The organism is Nocardia brasiliensis ATCC 700358 (assembly GCF_000250675.2).
Taxonomy (GTDB): Bacteria; Actinomycetota; Actinomycetes; order Mycobacteriales; family Mycobacteriaceae; genus Nocardia; species Nocardia brasiliensis_B.
In genome coordinates this window covers 736046-751605 of the sequence record NC_018681.1, presented here as the reverse complement: position 1 = coordinate 751605, position 15560 = coordinate 736046, and the positions used below count along the sequence as shown (strand labels likewise).

At 67.1% G+C, this 15560-nt stretch carries 16 protein-coding genes; 10 read left to right on the top strand and 6 right to left on the bottom strand.

Going from position 1 to position 15560, the window contains the following annotated elements; translation table 11 throughout:
* The first annotated feature begins 23 nt into the window (after positions 1-23).
* The 4 genes from O3I_RS03425 to O3I_RS03410 all read left to right on the top strand — a co-directional run bounded on the left by O3I_RS03425 (position 24) and on the right by O3I_RS03410 (position 4980).
* A complete protein-coding gene (locus tag O3I_RS03425) occupies positions 24-2243 on the top strand; it encodes an LCP family protein (protein WP_014981500.1) in 2220 nt (739 codons plus the stop codon).
* 102 nt (positions 2244-2345) lie between these two features.
* Complete coding sequence (gene phoU, locus O3I_RS03420) at positions 2346-3008, top strand: phosphate signaling complex protein PhoU (RefSeq protein WP_014981499.1); 663 nt, start codon at positions 2346-2348, stop codon at positions 3006-3008.
* Positions 3009-3175: 167 nt separating this feature from the next.
* Entirely contained in the window at positions 3176-3466 is a 291-nt protein-coding gene (locus tag O3I_RS03415; protein WP_014981498.1) for a hypothetical protein, read from the top strand.
* Complete coding sequence (locus O3I_RS03410; protein ID WP_014981497.1) at positions 3463-4980, top strand: hypothetical protein; 1518 nt, start codon at positions 3463-3465, stop codon at positions 4978-4980. Before O3I_RS03415 ends, O3I_RS03410 begins: the two co-directional genes overlap by 4 nt.
* A gap of 48 nt (positions 4981-5028) precedes the next feature.
* Here O3I_RS03410 and pstB read toward each other — a convergent pair whose 3' ends face one another.
* The 6 genes from pstB to O3I_RS03380 all read right to left on the bottom strand — a co-directional run bounded on the left by pstB (position 5029) and on the right by O3I_RS03380 (position 11105).
* Complete coding sequence (gene pstB / locus O3I_RS03405; RefSeq protein WP_014981496.1) at positions 5029-5805, bottom strand: phosphate ABC transporter ATP-binding protein PstB; 777 nt, start codon at positions 5803-5805, stop codon at positions 5029-5031.
* A gap of 19 nt (positions 5806-5824) precedes the next feature.
* The gene (gene pstA / locus O3I_RS03400; protein WP_014981495.1) at positions 5825-6724 is read right to left on the bottom strand and encodes a phosphate ABC transporter permease PstA; all 900 of its coding nucleotides are present in this window, start codon (positions 6722-6724) and stop codon (positions 5825-5827) included.
* Positions 6724-7698 (bottom strand): phosphate ABC transporter permease subunit PstC, encoded by a 975-nt coding sequence (pstC, locus tag O3I_RS03395; protein ID WP_014981494.1) that lies wholly within the window; start codon positions 7696-7698, stop codon positions 6724-6726. The genes pstA and pstC overlap by 1 nt, the downstream gene beginning before the upstream one ends.
* Before the next feature lie 100 nt (positions 7699-7798).
* The gene (gene pstS, locus O3I_RS03390) at positions 7799-8911 is read right to left on the bottom strand and encodes a phosphate ABC transporter substrate-binding protein PstS (protein WP_014981493.1); all 1113 of its coding nucleotides are present in this window, start codon (positions 8909-8911) and stop codon (positions 7799-7801) included.
* Between the two features lie 243 nt (positions 8912-9154).
* Positions 9155-10105, bottom strand: coding sequence for a mycothiol synthase (mshD, locus tag O3I_RS03385; RefSeq protein ID WP_014981492.1), 951 nt, complete (start codon positions 10103-10105; stop codon positions 9155-9157).
* 235 nt (positions 10106-10340) lie between these two features.
* On the bottom strand, positions 10341-11105 hold the full coding sequence (locus tag O3I_RS03380) for a winged helix-turn-helix transcriptional regulator (RefSeq protein WP_014981491.1): 765 nt from the start codon (positions 11103-11105) through the stop codon (positions 10341-10343).
* Positions 11106-11299: 194 nt separating this feature from the next.
* Here O3I_RS03380 and O3I_RS03375 point away from each other — a divergent pair, with 194 nt between their 5' ends.
* From O3I_RS03375 to O3I_RS03345, 6 genes are all read left to right on the top strand, one after another.
* On the top strand, positions 11300-12100 hold the full coding sequence (locus O3I_RS03375) for a DUF2993 domain-containing protein (RefSeq protein WP_014981490.1): 801 nt from the start codon (positions 11300-11302) through the stop codon (positions 12098-12100).
* A complete protein-coding gene (locus O3I_RS03370; protein WP_014981489.1) occupies positions 12097-12573 on the top strand; it encodes a thioredoxin family protein in 477 nt (158 codons plus the stop codon). The genes O3I_RS03375 and O3I_RS03370 overlap by 4 nt, the downstream gene beginning before the upstream one ends.
* Positions 12574-12872: 299 nt before the next feature.
* On the top strand, positions 12873-13391 hold the full coding sequence (locus O3I_RS03365; RefSeq protein WP_014981488.1) for a DUF4395 domain-containing protein: 519 nt from the start codon (positions 12873-12875) through the stop codon (positions 13389-13391).
* 29 nt (positions 13392-13420) lie between these two features.
* On the top strand, positions 13421-14254 hold the full coding sequence (locus O3I_RS03360; RefSeq protein ID WP_014981487.1) for a sulfurtransferase: 834 nt from the start codon (positions 13421-13423) through the stop codon (positions 14252-14254).
* A gap of 2 nt (positions 14255-14256) precedes the next feature.
* Complete coding sequence (locus tag O3I_RS03355) at positions 14257-14562, top strand: DUF1416 domain-containing protein (protein ID WP_014981486.1); 306 nt, start codon at positions 14257-14259, stop codon at positions 14560-14562.
* A 270-nt stretch (positions 14563-14832) separates the two neighbouring features.
* Positions 14833-15540 (top strand): FABP family protein, encoded by a 708-nt coding sequence (locus O3I_RS03345; protein ID WP_014981484.1) that lies wholly within the window; start codon positions 14833-14835, stop codon positions 15538-15540.
* The last annotated feature ends 20 nt before the right edge of the window (positions 15541-15560 follow it).

Below are 15560 nucleotides of genomic sequence, written 5' to 3'. Positions count from 1 at the left end.
TAGACGAAAAGCGAGGTTCGTTGGTGGGTGACGATCGGCACGGGCGTTCGCCACGGCCCGGAGATCGCGCCCCGTGGGAGCGCTATCCCACGGCGGATGACACCGAACGCGACGGTTCGCGGACCTCGCGACGATCCCGGCATACCGACGCCTCCGCCGATCCCGGCGCCGCCCCGCTCACCGTGCAGGATCTGGTCGAGAAGGTCGACAACGAGCGCACCGGCCGCCGACGGCGGCCCGCACAGGCCCCCGCCGCACCGGCCCCCGACAATCGGCGCACCCCGCCCGCGGACCCGACCGTGCAGCGCCAGGCCGAGCCACCCCGCCGTCCCGCCGAACCGCAACGCCGCCAGGAGCCGCCGCGTGCGCCGGACACCACCGGCCGCAGGCAGGTGGTGGCTCCCCCGCCGAACCGCCGACCGGCCGAACCGCCGCCACGCCGCCCCGCCGAACCACCCACCCGGCGCGCCGACGCGCCGCCGCCGCGCACCGGCAGCACCCCGGTCGCCCAGGACATCGCGGGCACTCCGGCAGCGCGCACCCCGAATCGGCGCGGCCCGGCCGAGGAAACCCGAGCCGTACCCAAGGCGCGGCCGAAGCCGGAGACGGCCGAAGAGGTCACCGATATCCTCCCGCCGCTCGACGAGCCCACCCGGGCCAAGCGCAAGAAGACCGGCGAAGACGGTGCCGCCCCACCCAAATCGGTCGGCGCGGCCCCGCTGTCGCGGCTGGCCGCCAGCAAACAACGTCGCAACAAGCGGCTGCGCGTCGTAGGCCGCAGCACCCTGGTGGTGTTCGCGGTGATCTGCCTGCTCACCACCGGTGGCGGCTGGAGCTATCTGCGCTCCACCGGCAACAGCTTCACCCAGATCTCGGCGATCGACGACAACACCGAGGACGTCGTCGACTCGAACGCACAGCTCGGTGACGAGAACTATCTGCTCGTCGGCACCGACACCCGCGCGGGTGTGAACAGTCAGGTCGGCGCGGGCACGCTCGACGATGCCGAAGGCTCCCGCGCGGACACCGTCATGCTGGTGAACATCCCCAAGAACCGGTCGCGCGTCGTCGTGGTGTCGTTCCCCCGCGACCTGGACGTGACCCGGCCGCAGTGCAACGGCTGGGACAACGAAAAGGTCCAGTACACCAGCGAGGTCTACCCCTCGGCGATCGGTGACAAGCTGAACGCGGTCTACGCGCTCGGCGGACCCAAGTGCCTGTTCACCACGATCCAGCGGATGACGGGCAGCGCGATCAATCACTTCATCGCGATCGATTTCGCGGGCTTCGAGGCGATGGTCGACACCATCGGCGGCGTCGAGGTGTGCGCGCCGAAGCCGATCAACGACGAGGTCCTCGGCACCGTGCTGGAGAACCCGGGCAAGCAGATGGTGACCGGGCAGACGGCACTGAACTACGTGCGCGCCAGGCACGTCTACGGCGAGGAACGCAGCGACTACGACCGGATCAATCGGCAGCAGCGCTTCATGGCCTCGCTGCTGCGCGGCGCGCTGTCGAGCAAGGTGCTCTTCGATCCGGGCAAGCTGAACAGCTTCATCCAGGCGTTCACCAAACACACCTGGGTCGACAAGGTGCAGCCCGCGGATCTGCTCACGCTCGGCCGCTCGCTGCAGAAACTGGACGCGGGCACGGTCACCTTTCTGACCATTCCGACCGCGGGCACCACCTCGTACGGCAACGAGATCCCGCGCGAACAGGACATCAAGGCGATCTTCAAGGCGATCCGCGACGACCAGCCGCTGCCCGGCGAGAAAAAGGTGACGCCCGCCCCCGGGTCGATCCCGACCCCGCCGCCGTCGCCGCCGAAGCTCACCGCGGTCGATCCGAGCACCGCCTCGCTGCTGGTGTCCAACGGCTCAGGCGTATCGGGCGCCGCGCAGCGGGCCGCGACGAAGCTCGGCAACCAGGGCTTCCAGATCTTCAACACCGGCAACTACTCCGGCGGCAGCGAACTCACCTCCAAGGTCCGCTTCGGCGCGGGGCAGGAGGCCGCGGCGGCCACGGTGGCCAGCACCATCCCCGGCGCGCTGCTGGAACCGGCGACCGATCTCGGCGGCATCATCGAGGTGGTGATCGGCGGCGACTTCACCGGAACGGTCAAGGCGCCCACGCCGGTCGGCGACCCGATCCCGGACGTGACGGTCAGCACCGGGCCTGCGACGCCGGTCACGTTGCCGTCCGATCTGGAACACGTGAACGCCGCGGACGAGACCTGCAAGTAGGGGTTGTGCGCTACCTGCGGTAACACCGATACGGGCCATCGGCACCGGGCATTCACCCACCGTTCGTGACTTGGACAGCGCTGGGAACTAATGTCTGATTTCATGCGTGTCATCTACAACGAGCAAATGGCAGATCTCGCCCAGCTGCTGGGCGAGATGGCCGGTCTGGCCGGCTCGGCCATGGACCGGGCCACCCAGTCACTGCTCCAGGCCGACCTCGCTCTGGCAGAGCAGGTGATCACCGAGTCCGACCGGATCGCCGAGCTGATCCAGGACGCGGAGGAGCGCGCGTTCGCGCTGCTGGCCCTGCAGGCGCCCGTCGCGGGCGATCTGCGCCAGGTGGTGAGCGCGATCCAGATCGTGGCCGACGTCAACCGGATGGGTGCCCTGGCGCTGCATGTGGCGAAGGTGGCCCGGCGGCGGCACCCGAATCACGCACTGCCCGAGGCGGTCAACGGCTACTTCGCCGAAATGGGCCGTATCGCGGTCAATATGGGCGCGGGCGCCAAAGAGGTGCTGGAGACCCGCGACCCGGAGCGCGCCGCGCAGCTCAACGAGGACGACGAGGCGATGGACGATCTGCACCGTCACCTGTTCACGCTGCTGATGGACCGCGACTGGAAGTACGGTGTCGCCGCGGCCGTCGACGTCACCCTGCTCGGCCGCTACTACGAGCGCTTCGCCGACCACGCCGTCGAAATCGGTCGCCGGGTCATCTTCTTGGTCACCGGTGTCCTGCCCCCGGACCCCGACGCGGAGGGCTGAGCGAGCGGTTTGCCTGCCGCCGGCGGTGGCAGGCAGCTCGGCACTGCCGTATCACGCTGCCAGTCTTGCTTTTACGTCGTAGATCAGTAAAAAATCGTCCTTACAGCCGAGCGCAGGACTTCGGCTGTACCTGCCGCTAGGGAGTTGCGGCACGAAGGGGACAGCAGATGAAGGTCGATCCGGCAGAGTTGCGCGCGTTAGCCGCATCGATGGACAAGATCAGCGGCGAGATCGGCGGGCTGAAGGCCCTCGCCGCCGACACGTTGAGCACCGCACTGCCGGGCTCGACGATCAGCAGCGCGCTTTCCGGCGGCGCACCGCAGATCGAGGCGGCCTGGCTGCGAATGGCGCAGCGCTGCAAGGCCGTATCCAATATCGCCAAGGGCGGCGCCGGTAACTACGAGGTCACCGACACCGACTTCCGGGACAAGCTCAACGCGGCGGGCAGCGATCGATGAGAAGCGGCGACCAGAGCGTTCCGACGCTGAGCCAGGTGCAGACGGAATGGAAGCCGTGGCTGCTCAACGACGCGGGCGCCGAAATCCGTACTCGCAACGCCGAATTCGTCACCATGATCGACGGCACCGTCACCCAGATCAGGGAGGCCGGGTCGCACTGGAGCGGTGACGCGTATTACGCCGCATACGACCGGGTCGCCGGCGACCGGGACAACGGGAACAAGGTCGCGCAGGAGACCGAGACCTTGGCGCAGGCCCTGGTCGACGGCGGAACCACGCTGACCGGTTACCGGCAAGCGTTGCTGGACAAGGTGACCGAGGCCACCGCGGCCGGTTTCACCGTCTCCGAAGATTGGCAGGTCACCTCGTCGGGTGACAGCTCCGGCAGTGACGACGAGAACCTGCAAACCCATCAGACCGCGATCACCACCGCGCTCAACGAGATGCTCGGCACCCAGGCCGGCATCACCACCGCGATCGAAACGGCCAGCGCCGCGGTGAAAACGCGCGGCGAGCAGCTCGGCGACGGTGATCCGATCGACAACAGCGACTCGTTGCTCAGCGGGGCCCCGAAGTCGACGCTCACCCAGGAGCAGGTCGAGGACGATCCGACGACGGCGAAGGACGAGTCCCAGCCGGACACGCAGCCCGCGGGGACCAACCCGAGCAAGCTGACGGAGGTCTCCGAGAAGACGAACGAGGAGCCCAAAACCGCGTCGCCTGCGTCCGAGGACCCGAAGGCCGCGGCGCCTGCGTCCGAGAAACCGGAATCCGAGAAGCCGGCGTCCGATAACCCCGAATCCGAAGTGCCCGCAACGGACACCTCGACCAGCAAGCTCACCGACCTCAGCACCTGGAAGGTCTCCGACCTCACGTCCGTGGCCTCCGCGATCACCTCGGTCACCGGCAACATCCCCACCCTGCTCGAATCGGTCGGCAAGCTCGACGACAATCTCGCCGATATCGTCAAGGCGGGTGGCGAGGCGGGCAAGAACCTCATCGAAGCGTCGACGACCGGTATCGAGAAGATCGTCGACGCGGTCGACAACAATGCTGCCGCGCCGGCGAATACACCGTCGCAACCCGCCGGCGACGACCCCACCTACACCGACCAGCAGCCGAAGACTCCCGAGAGCACGGACCCGGAGGACAAGACCGACGGCAAACAACCGGACCCCAAGGCCGGCGACAACCCGGAAGCCAAGCAGGAAGACAAGCCCAACGCCAAGCCCGCGGAACCCGGCACCACCGCGCCGAAGCCGGACACCACAGAACCGAAGCCGGACACCGTCGCACCGAAATCCGTTACCCAGCCCCAGAGTTCGCTGATGGACCCCGGCACCACCAGCCCCGCGTCCTACCCCGCCGCCCAGAACCCCTCCACCACCACATCCCAGGGCAGCAGCCTCTTCGGCCTCCCCTCCCCCACCCGCGGCGACACCGACCAGGAACACCAGGCCAACAACTACGTCCCGCAATTCGTCCAGGACGAAGTACCGGCACCGGCCGAATAGCGAAAGGCCCGCACCGGACGGTGCGGGCCTTTCGTTTTATGCCGGGGTTTATCCGAAGCGGCCGGAGATGTAGTCCTCCGTGGCTTTCTGGCCCGGGTTGGAGAAGATCTTCTCGGTGTCGTCGATCTCGATCAGGCGGCCGGGCTTGCCCTGCGCCTCCAGGTTGAAGAAGCCGGTCTGGTCACTCACGCGGGCAGCCTGCTGCATGTTGTGCGTGACGATGACGATGGTGAATTCCTTCTTCAGCTCGGTGATCAGGTCCTCGATCGCCAGCGTGGAGATCGGGTCCAGGGCCGAACAGGGCTCGTCCATCAGCAGCACGTCGGGCGAGACCGCGATCGCGCGGGCGATGCACAGCCGCTGCTGCTGACCACCGGAGAGGCCGCCGCCCGGCTTGTCCAGCCGGTCCTTGACCTCGTTCCAGAGGTTCGCGCCGCGCAACGAGCGCTCGGCGACCTCGTCGAGTTCCTTCTTGTTGCGCACGCCCTGCAGCTTCAGCCCGGCCACCACGTTGTCGCGAATCGACATGGTGGGGAACGGGTTCGGGCGCTGGAACACCATGCCGATGGTGCGGCGCACCCCGACCGGGTCGATCTGCGAGCCGTAGATGTCCTCGCCGTCCAGCAGCACCGCGCCTTCGACGCGCGCGTTGGGCGTCACCTCGTGCATGCGGTTGAGCGAGCGCAACACCGTGGACTTACCGCAACCCGACGGGCCGATGAAGGCGGTGACACTGCGCGGCAGCACAGTGAGGTCGACATCGGCGACCGCGTGGAACTTGCCGTAGAAGATATTCAGATCTTTGACGTCGATCCGCTTGGCCATCTCAGTTATCCGTTCGCTTCTATCGGTTCCGCGTGAGCAGCTTGTTGACGACCGCGGCCGCCGCGTACAGCAGCGCGATGAGCAGGATCAGCGTCAGCGCCGCGCCCCACACGCGCTCGCGGCCCGCCGCCTCCGGGTTCGACAGCTCCTGGTAGATGAGCAGCGGCAAGGAGGCCATGTTGCCGTCGAAGAGGTTGGTGTTGATCGACTTGCTGTAGCCCACGAGCACGAGCACAGGGGCGGTCTCGCCCATCACGCGGGCGAGCGCGAGCAGGATGCCGCTGATCATGCCGGGCAGCGCGGTCGGCACCACGATCCTGGCGATGGTCTTCCACTTGGGCACGCCGAGCGCGTAGGACGCTTCCCGGAGTTCATCCGGCACCAGCTTCAGCATTTCCTCCGTGCTGCGCACCACGACCGGCAGCATCAGCAACACCAGTGCCAGCGACACCGCGAACGAGCTCTGAGGTGCGCCGAGAGTGGCGATCCAGAGCGCGAAGATGAACAGGGCCGCGACGATCGAGGGCACACCCGCGAGGATGTCCACCATGAAGGTCGTGGTCTTGGCCAGCATGCCGCGGCCGTACTCGACCAGGTAGATGGCGGCCATGATGCCCAGCGGCACCGCGATGACCGCGGCGATCGCAGACTGCACGATGGTGCCGTAGATGGCGTGGTACACACCGCCGCCGGCCTGGTCCGGCAGGATGCCCTTCTGCGACTTCTGCCACCAGTCGATCGAGACGATCGACTCGAAGCCCTTGCTCACCACCATGATGAGCACCCAGGCCAGTGGGATCAGCGCGATGGCAAAGCAGAGCCAGACGATGCCGGTCGCGATATGGTTCTTGACCCGGCGTCCGGTGCTGATGTCGCGGAAGGTCGGCGCCTTGATCGGCTTGTCGAGCGTTGCAGTCATTACCCGTTCACCCTTCCGCCCGCGACCAGCCGCGCGAGCGCGTTGACCACGAAGGTCAGCGCGAACAGCACGAAGCCTGCCGCGATGTAAGCGCCCGTCGGCAGCGGCGAGCTGAATTCCGAAGCCGCGGAGGCGATCTTCGATGCGAAGGTGTAGCCGCCGTCGAACACCGACCAGTGCCCGGCCTGCGCCGAAGTGCGCAGCACGACCAGCACCGCAATGGTCTCACCGAGCGCTCGGCCGAGGCCGAGCATGGATCCCGCGATCACGCCGCTGCGGCCGTAGGGCAGTACGGTCATCCGCACCATCTCCCACTTCGTGGCGCCGAGCGCGTGCGCGGCCTCGATATGTGCGGGCGGCGTGAGATTGAAGACCTCACGCGAGACCGAGGTGATGATCGGCAGGATCATTACCGCAAGCACCACGCCCGCGGTGAAGATAGTGCCGCCACCGGCGATCGAGACATTGCCGTCGGAGAAGAGGAACAACCAGCCGAGCTTGTTGTTCAGGAACTTCTGCACCGGCTCCAGCTGCGGGGCGAGCACCAGAAAGCCCCAGAGACCGAACACGATCGACGGCACTGCGGCCAGCAGGTCGACCAGCATCGCGAACGGCCGGGCCAGTACCTTCGGCGCGTAATGGGTGAGGAACAGCGCGATGCCGACACCGATCGGCACCGCGATAACCAGCGCGAAAATCGAACTCAGCACCGTGACCATGAACAGATCCCGGATGCCGAACCGTAGGTGGTCGGCGTTGCTGGTGTTGAACTCGGTGCTGGTGAAGAAGTTCGCGTCGTTCGCCATGACCGAGGGCACCGCGCGGATCAGCAGGAATAGCGCGATCAGCGCGATGGCGGCGACGATGATTGCGCCCGATGCCGTGGCGAGAGACCGGAAGATGGTCTCGGCCCGATGGCTCTGGGCTGGTCGAACCCTTTTGGCTGGTTCGTCGGTGCTCGGTTCACTCGGCATGGGGGCTTTGTCTCCGGCCGCCCGCCGGCCCGCCGGATCGGAATCCGACGAGCCGGCAGCGGTCACCTCAGGGTGCACGGTCATGGCTGCAACTGTGCGATCAGGAGATGGCGTTGATCGCGGTGGTCAGACGCGTCTTGAACTTGTCGGGGATCGGGACGTAACCCGCCTCGTCGAGACCCTTCTGACCGTTCGTGGTCGCCGAGGTCAGGAACGCCTTGACCGCCTTGGCGGTGTCGGCGTCCTTGTACTTCGAGCAGACGATTTCATAGGTGGGCAGGATGATCGGGTAGGCACCCGCTTCGGTCGGCTTGTAGAACGAGCTGGTGTCGAGCACCAGGTCGTTGCCCTCGCCCTTGATCTTCGCGCTGTCGATGGCCTTGCCCGCCGAGGCCGTGTCCAGCTTCACCGGCGTCTTGGAGGCCGAGGTGACGATCTGCGCGATGGACAGGTTCTGCGCCTTCGCGAACGACCACTCGTTGTAGGTGATCGAGTTCTTGGTGGCCTTGATGGCGGCCGAGGTGCCCTCGTTGCCCTTCGCGCCCTCGCCGACACCGCCGGTGAACGCCTTGCCCGCGCCCTTGCCCCAGGCGCCGTCGGAGGCGGCGTCGAGGTAGAGCTGGAAGTTGTCGGTGGTGCCCGACTCGTCGGAACGGAAGATCACGGCGATCTTGTCGCTCGGCAGCTTCGCGTTCGGGTTGAGCGCCTTGATCTCAGGGGCGTCCCAGGTGGTGACCGCACCGTTGAAGACCTTGGCGGCGGTCGGGCCGTCCAGCACGAGGTCGGTGACGCCGTCGATGTTGTAGGTCACGGCGATCGGGCCGAACACCGTCGGCAGGTTCCACGCGGGGGCGCCGCAGCGGTCCTGTGCCTTCGTCGGCTCGTCCTTCTTGGCGCTCAGCGGGGAATCGGAGCCACCGAAATCGGTCTGGCCGCCGATGAATTCGTTGACACCCGCGCCGGAGCCGCTCGAGGTGTAGTTCAGGGTGTTGCCGTCGCAGTTGGCCTCGTAGGCGGCGATGAAGCGCTCCATCGCGTTCTTCTGCGCCGACGAACCGCTGGCCTTGAGCGCCTTCTTGCCGCCACAGGCGACATTGGAGTTGGCGGTGTCGCCGTTGCTGCTCGACGTGTTGTCATCACTGCCACATGCGGCGAGGCCCATGACACTGACCGCCAGCACACCAACGAGGGCGCTGCTGCGCTTGAGATTCACTATTCCTCCGGAAAGGCGTCCTACTCGTCCGGTCCCTCACCTGGCCCGGACGGGTGATGTGGGTGCTGTTCGCGGGGAACCTGCGCACCAGGCAGCCGTGGGCTGCCCACCAATCAACGTAAAGTCATGTGGTTGACAGTTGGACCGACCTGAGTGAACGGCGGGTGAACAGGCAAGCGCGATTGGGGCGTTATGTGTGACATTAGCCCCAGTTTTACTCAGGCGCCTCCGGCACGCCTTCCGCTATTCAGCTGACACGGCCGAATACGCCACATCGACATGCGCCGGCGCGAACCCCAATCGGGTGTAGGTGTGCACGGCCGCGGTGTTGTCCGCCTCGGTGTAGAGCAACACCTCGGCAAGGCCGCGATCACGCAGCTGACGCAGCCCCGCCAGGGTCAGCAGCCGACCGAGTCCGCGCCCCTGCGCGGCCGGGTCGATACCGACCACGTACACCTCACCCACCGGCGGGTTCTCGTCGTAATGCACCTTGGTCCAATGGAATCCGAGCACCTGCTCAGGAGTGGCCGGATCGGTGGCGAGGAACAGTCCGGCGGGGTCGAACCACGACTCGGCGCGGCGCGCGGCGATATCGCGTTCGGTCCAGCCGCCCTGCTCGGGGTGCCAGGCGAAGGCGGCGTTGTTCACCCGCAACAGTTCGGCGTCGTCGGCGGGGCCCGCGTAGGTCCGGATCGTCACGTCGGCACGCTCCGGCAAATCCGGTAGCTCCGGCGTTGCCAGGGCTCGTCGCATCTGCCACAACTCACGCGCGGTGGCGAGGCCGAGCCGGGCCGCGACGGCCTGCGCGGCGGGCAGGTTGCCGTGCGCCCACACCCGGGTGCCCGCCCCGCCCTCGGCGAGCGCGGCCGCGACCAATTCGGCGCCGATGCCCTGGCCGCGCGCCGCCGGATCCACCGCGACCTCGGCCATGGCCGGGTGCTCACCATGCGCCGGAACGAGATTCGCGTAGCCGGTGACCAAGTCGTCGCGGGTGGCGAACAGGTGCCGGGCGGAGGCATCCTCGGCCGCGTTCAGGGACAGGACCGCCTGTTCGGAGACGGGGGCGACCCCGTCGGCGGCGGTGGCCCGGTCGAGCAGTTGCCGGATCGCTGCAGCGGTGTCCGCGTCGACCTGCGCCGACCACGGTGTCGACCCGGCACCGCTTGCTCGGTCTGCTTGCCGGCGCTCGCTCACTCGGTCCCCATTTCTGCACTCGGACAACGTCATTGCTTTCAGCTCAACACCGCGGACGCAGCGAACATTTCGCGACCGAGCACGGCCGGCGCCACATGGCGAAACCCTGCGGAGGCGGCTGAACTCCACACGAACGCATAATGACGCATCGGTGTTTCGGATCCGATCGGCGCCGAACTCACTGCACGGCGCCGAAATAACTGCACAGCGCCGAACTCACTGCGCGGTACCGAACTCACTGCACAGAGCCGTTGACCGGCGCCAGCGGTGCGTCGTCGGTGCCCTCGGCCTCGTCCTCCGGCAGCGGCGCGGACTCGCCCTTGCTCGCGGACCGGGACGGACGCACCGCCTTGTAGCCGACGTTGCGCACGGTGCCGATGAGCGACTCGTACTCGCTGCCGAGTTTGGCGCGCAGGCGGCGCACGTGCACGTCGACGGTCCTGGTGCCACCGAAGAAGTCGTAGCCCCAGACCTCCTGCAGCAGCTGCGCCCTGGTGAATACCCGGCCCGCGTGCTGCGCGAGGTACTTCAGCAGCTCGAATTCCTTGTAGGTCAGGTCGAGCGGGCGGCCGCGCAGTCGCGCGGTATAGGTGCCCTCGTCGATCACCAGTTCGCCCAGGGTGATCTTGCCCGTGTTCTCCGGACTCGCCACGCCGCCGTTGCGCCCGACGAGCAGGCGCAGCCTGGCATCGAGTTCCGCCGGGCCGGTGCCGGGCAGCAGGATGTCGTCCAGACCCCAGTCCGCGTTCACCGCGACCAGGCCACCCTCGGTGAGCACCGCGACGACCGGAACAGAGGACCCCGTGCTGCCGAGCAGCCGGCACAGCCCACGCGCAGCCGCCAGATCGGTGCGGGCATCGACCAGTGCGACATCCGCGGTACCCGCTTCGAGCAGGGAGGACACCTCGGTGGGTGCGGGGCGCACGTTGTGCGCCAGCAACGCCAGCGAAGGCAACACCGACTCGGGATCGGGGTCGGAGGTCAGCAGGAGCAGCTCCACAAGCTCTCCTCCCATCTCATAGCTCCGAGGACTACAGCCGCATTGCCGGGGCCACGTCGCTGATCACAGGTAATCGGATGCAAGATTAGCGTGTGAACCCCGATGACCTCGCCATCCGGGTTGCCGACGCACCCCGGCAGATATGTCTGATACCGGAAATGCACCGTCGCACCCGCCCCCGTTAAGGTTCACCAATGCGCAAGCTCATCATCGGGCTGCTGATTCTCGCGGGACTGGCAGTGGTCACTGATTTCAGCGTCGCGGCCTATTCGGAGTATCGGGTCTCGCGCGCGCTGCGCCAGGGCGCCGACCTCGCCGCCGAGCCCTCGGTGGCCATCAGCGGCGTCTCCTTCCTCGCTCAGGCGGTCAACGGCCGCTACGACAACGTCGTGATCAGGGCCAGCGGCAAGCGGCCCGACATTCGCGGGGAGTTCGAGATGGAGGCGACGCTGACCGGCATGCGCATCCCGCTGCGCGACCTGGTCGACGGCAGCCTGCGCAATGTGCCGGTGGAGCGAGTGGACAGTTCGCTGCGGATCGGGCCGACCGAACTCGGCCAGCTGTTCGGCATTCCCGACCTGCAGGTGAAAGGCCCGCCCGCGGACAAATCCGACGGCACCGGCGGCTCGGGCGGCACCGGAATGACCGCGACCGACGGTGTGCTTTGCCTCACAGGCACTTTGCCCGAATCGCCCGGTGCGCAATTCGGCGGTGAAAACGTCGCGGTGCGTGCCGAATTGGCGCTCGACGGCGGTCAGGTGCGGGTCACCGCGACCGGTTCGTGCAAAGACACCAACACCTCGACCATTCCGGTGGCGATGCTGCCGGAGGCCGATCGACCGGCAGTGCTCGCGCGCTTCACCCGTACTATCGACATCAAGGAATTGCCGTTCGGTGTCCAGCCCGCGAAAGTCCGTGCGGACGGCGGCTGGATCGTCGTCCAGGGCAAGGGTGTGAACGTCACGATCGACCTCGACCGATTGCAGCGACCATGATCGAAATCACAATTCTGGCAGTGGTGTTGCTGGCCGCTTTGGCGGTGGGCCTGCTGCTGCGCCGGCGCGACGGCAAGGTCCGCGCCGCCGATCCGCGGCCTCGCGCATTCGCGACTCGCAAGCGCTCCGACCTCGAGACCGGCTCCGCGCGTGCCGATCTGCTCGCGTCCGTCGGCGTGACCGGTACCGGCCCCGCCGTGCTTCATTTCTCCGCCGACTGGTGCGGGCCCTGCGCCGCGGTGCGCCGGGTGGTCGCCGATGTGACCGGGCAACTGGCCGAATCGCCGCAGCCGCCGCTGGACATCGAGATCGACATCGACGCCGAGCCGGTGCTCGCCAAGGAACTCAACGTGCTCTCGCTGCCGACCACGTTCGTCTTCGATACCGAAGGGCGCGAACGTTTTCGGATCTCCGGCGTGCCGAAGGTGACCGATCTGCGCTCCGCACTGGAGCCGCTCACCGTCGCCGCCTGAGCAGGCCGTGTAGGCGGCTTGACAGGTTCACCGGATCCCTGTGACGAACCCGGGGTCCAATTCTCCCGCCCAATTGGGTAAACTGCTTTCGTGCTTTCCAACCACGAGCTGATGCTCACCCGACGCCGCACGGTTGATCTGTGCCGCCTCGGTGGTTGTTGCTGCCTGTGCCGCTGAGCGGTCGGCTTTTCCGGATTTCCTGACGCCGACCTTCGTCCGCCGCGCGAGAGATCTCTCGATCCCCCGGCGAACTGGCCAATTTCCAGCCATCAGTCGCATCCAGCGCAGGAGTACGCACAATGTCCACCGAAATTCGTAATACTTCGCAGAATCAGTCAATTCCGCAGGGACAGGTAGATGTTCGCGGCCCGCGTTTCGCCGCCTGGATCACCACCGCCGTCCTGGCCCTGGTACTGATCGCCGCCATCTTCTCCCCCATCGCGGCCGCGGTGCTGATCGCCGTTCAGGCGGTCGTCTTCGCGATCGGCGCCGCCTACGGCCCGCGTAAGCACCCGTACGGCCGCATCTACGCGAAATTCGTCGCGCCGCGCCGGGCCCCGACCACCGAAACCGAGCCGGTGCCGCCGCTGAAATTCGCGCAGCTGCTCGGCCTGGTGTTCGCGGCCGTCAGCCTGCTGGGCTTCGCGCTCGGCTCCACAATCGTCGGCGCGGTGTTCGCCGGCTTCGCCCTGTTCGCGGCGTTCCTGAACGCGGCGTTCGGGATCTGCCTGGGTTGCCAGATCTACCCGCTGGTCGCCCGTTTCCGCCGGATAGCTGCACCAACTGGCGGTGGTCCGGGGTCCCCGGCACCGAACTGACCCTGCAAGTCATCTCTGAAAGGAACAACATGGCTCGCTCCGATGTCCTGGTCTCCGTGGACTGGGCCGAAGAGAACCTCAACGCCCCCGGCGTCGTCTTCGTCGAGGTCGACGAGGACACCTCCGCCTACGACGGTGGCCACATCGAGGGTGCTGTCCGGCTCGACTGGAAGAAGGACCTGCAGGATCAGGTTCGTCGTGACTTCGTGAACCAGGAGCAGTTCTCCGATCTGCTCTCGGCCCGCGGCATCTCGAACGACGACGAGGTAGTCCTGTACGGCGGCAACAACAACTGGTTCGCCGCGTACGCCTACTGGTACTTCAAGCTGTACGGCCACAACAACGTCAAGCTGCTCGACGGTGGTCGTAAGAAGTGGGAGCTCGACGGCCGCCCGCTGTCCACCGCCGGCGTCAACCGTCCGGCCACCCAGTACAAGGCCGCCGCCCCCGACGTCTCGATCCGTGCCTTCCGGGACGAGGTCATCGCGGCCATCGGCACCAAGAACCTGGTCGACGTCCGCTCGCCCGACGAGTTCTCCGGCAAGATCCTGGCCCCCGCGCACCTGCCGCAGGAACAGAGCCAGCGTCCCGGCCACATCCCCGGCGCCATCAACGTGCCGTGGAGCAAGGCCGCGAACGAGGACGGCACCTTCAAGTCCGACGCCGAACTCACCGAGATCTACAAGGAAGCCGGCCTCGACGGCGAGAAGGACACCATCGCCTACTGCCGCATCGGCGAGCGCTCCTCGCACACCTGGTTCGTGCTGCAGGAGCTGCTCGGCCACAGCAATGTCAAGAACTACGACGGGAGCTGGACCGAGTACGGCTCCCTCGTCGGTGCACCGATCGAATTGGGAGCGTAATCATGTGTGCAGCACCTACCCAGGGTCAGGCCATCCCCGCCGGTGTCGACGTGGAGAAGGAAACGGTCATCACCGGCCGCGTCCTGAGCACCGACGGCCAGCCGGTGGGCGGCGCGTTCGTGCGCCTGCTCGACGGCAACGGTGATTTCACCGCCGAGGTCGTCGCCTCCGGCACCGGCGACTTCCGCTTCTTCGCGGCGCCCGGCGCGTGGACCGTGCGGGCACTCTCCTCGGCCGGCAACGGCTCCGCGGAGATCCGCCCCGACGGCGCCGGAATCCACCCGGTGGACGTCGCGGTCGCCAAGTAAGAAACCGTACGCAGCAAACGGCCCCGGTGCTTCCCCTCACTATGAGGAGAACCACCGGGGTCGTTTGTGTACGCGGCCGCGGGAGTCGTTAGACTCCAAATGTGGTCCTCTTCTTCGAGATTCTGCTGGTGGCTGTCGCCGTCCTCATCGGATGGTTCGGCCTCTACGTCTTCTACCGGCTGTTCACCGAGTCATGAGTGAGCGAAGCGAGCGAATCATGTCACAGCGTGCCTCGCGCATGCCTGAGGTGAGCGCCAGCGAGGCTCAGGCATGAGTGAACTCGCGAGCGAGGGTTCCAGTCCAGCCGAGCGAGCGAGTGAACAACTGAACGGCAACGGTTCGGCGGATCCGGCTCCCCGCCGCAGCGGTGACGCGGCCGTGTCCGAGGCTGCCGAGCGCGCCAAGTCGACCGGTGCGCGCAACATCCCCGGTCTCCCCGACCTGCCATTACCCGAGGACACCGCGAACCTGCGCCTCGGCCCCGACCTGAGTTCCTCCATGCTCGCCCTGCTGCCCATGGTCGGCGTGTGGCGTGGCGAGGGCGAAGGCAACCACCCCGAGCGTGGCGACTACCGCTTCGGCCAGCAGATCATCGTCTCCCACGACGGCGGCGACTACCTGGCCTGGGATTCCCGCTCCTGGGTGATCAACGCCGACGGCAGCTACGGCGGCCCCGACCTGCGCGAGAGCGGTTTCTGGCGCGTCGGCATCGACGGCAACGACGAGGTCATCGAACTGCTGCTGACCCACAGCACCGGCATCGTCGAACTCTTCTACGGCGAAGCCCTCACCCAGTCCTCCTGGGAATTGGCCACCGACGTGGTCATCCGCAGCCAGTCCGGCATCGTCGTCGGCGGCGCCAAACGCCTCTACGGCATCGTCGAAGGCGGCGACCTCGCCTACGTCGAAGAGCGCGTCGTAGCCGACGGTCCGCTCGAACCGCGCCTCTCCGCCCGCCTCCAGCGCTACATCGGCTGAGCGGTTCTCCTGTACAACCG

Bases quoted from the DNA above. Each gene is read 5' to 3' on its own strand.
- O3I_RS03410 (WP_014981497.1), top strand. From the start codon at position 3,463: ATGAGAAGCGGCGACCAGAGCGTTCCGACGCTGAGCCAGGTGCAGACG.
- pstA (WP_014981495.1), bottom strand. From the start codon at position 6,724: ATGACTGCAACGCTCGACAAGCCGATCAAGGCGCCGACCTTCCGCGAC.
- pstB (WP_014981496.1), bottom strand. From the start codon at position 5,805: ATGGCCAAGCGGATCGACGTCAAAGATCTGAATATCTTCTACGGCAAG.
- O3I_RS03415 (WP_014981498.1), top strand. From the start codon at position 3,176: ATGAAGGTCGATCCGGCAGAGTTGCGCGCGTTAGCCGCATCGATGGAC.
- O3I_RS03345 (WP_014981484.1), top strand. From the start codon at position 14,833: ATGAGTGAACTCGCGAGCGAGGGTTCCAGTCCAGCCGAGCGAGCGAGT.
- O3I_RS03360 (WP_014981487.1), top strand. From the start codon at position 13,421: ATGGCTCGCTCCGATGTCCTGGTCTCCGTGGACTGGGCCGAAGAGAAC.
- O3I_RS03370 (WP_014981489.1), top strand. From the start codon at position 12,097: ATGATCGAAATCACAATTCTGGCAGTGGTGTTGCTGGCCGCTTTGGCG.
- O3I_RS03355 (WP_014981486.1), top strand. From the start codon at position 14,257: ATGTGTGCAGCACCTACCCAGGGTCAGGCCATCCCCGCCGGTGTCGAC.
- phoU (WP_014981499.1), top strand. From the start codon at position 2,346: ATGCGTGTCATCTACAACGAGCAAATGGCAGATCTCGCCCAGCTGCTG.
- O3I_RS03365 (WP_014981488.1), top strand. From the start codon at position 12,873: ATGTCCACCGAAATTCGTAATACTTCGCAGAATCAGTCAATTCCGCAG.
- pstC (WP_014981494.1), bottom strand. From the start codon at position 7,698: ATGCCGAGTGAACCGAGCACCGACGAACCAGCCAAAAGGGTTCGACCA.
- O3I_RS03375 (WP_014981490.1), top strand. From the start codon at position 11,300: ATGCGCAAGCTCATCATCGGGCTGCTGATTCTCGCGGGACTGGCAGTG.